Raw genomic sequence first — 990 nt, 5'->3', positions numbered from 1 at the left:
GGGTGGTGTTTACAAATACAAAAGTAAATGCTGAAAAAGTTAAATACAGAATTCAAAATTTTTTAAAAGATAGACTTTGCCTTGATTTATCAACAGAAAAGACAAAAATAACTAACATGAGGAAACAACCAATTAGATTTGTGGGTTTTGAAATCAAATGCTGGAGAGGAAAAGGAAAATCTGGATATGTAGTTAGAAGCAAACCGGATATCAAGAGAATTAAACCTAAAATTAGAAAGATACTAGATGAAATAAGGAAAATTAACACATATCCAAGCAATGATGAAAAACTCATCCAAATTCATAATATTAATAGTATGATTCGAGGATTAATAGAATATTACAAATATTCTACAAGAGTAAACATAGTATTTAACAAATTCAGTAAAATGATTGGATGTTCAGCATTTAACAGCCTAAAAAGATGGAGAAAAACTCAATGGATACGAGCCTGTGAAAGTAGCAATTTACAATTAATTCATTCTGAATATACGGAAAAACTTGCCTCAATTATGATTAGAGGAGAAATTATTGCTATTACCAATATTAATATGGTTAGATGGACAAAAATTTTTCAAAAGAATCAAGAAGAAACTCCATATAGCTATGAGGGCAGACTTAAATATTTAAACAGAATGAAAAGGAAACCCCTCAAGGAAAGAGCAATGGAACTAAATAAAAGATTAGATTCTAACATAACACTTAAATGCATTAATGGGACACAAAAAGATAGATTTAATAACTTTGAATATCACATGAATAGACCATATGCATTTAATAGAGATAAGGGAAACTGTAGAATTTGTGGAGTATCTTTGAATATAGCAGAAACTAAAATTCGTCACATTACTAAAAGACTTCCTGTAAACGAAGTAAACAAGGTCAAAAACCTTATGACTGTCTGTAAGAAATGCTATAAAGCCATCAACAGTAAAAAACAACTCGAAGGCGATAGCAAAATAAATAAGAAAATCCTTAAATATCGAGAAT

1 pseudogene is annotated in these 990 nt (G+C 29.2%); it reads left to right on the top strand.

Annotation, left to right across the window (positions count from 1 at the left end):
* Window positions 1–990 (top strand): annotated as a pseudogene (locus tag CLPUN_RS27600) (hypothetical protein); the annotation flags it as partial.

Origin of the sequence: Clostridium puniceum (assembly GCF_002006345.1) — a bacterium.
In the GTDB taxonomy this organism is placed as follows: Bacteria; Bacillota; Clostridia; order Clostridiales; family Clostridiaceae; genus Clostridium; species Clostridium puniceum.
Note: the sequence above shows the minus strand (reverse complement) of the source record. Positions and strands in the feature narration are given on the sequence as shown.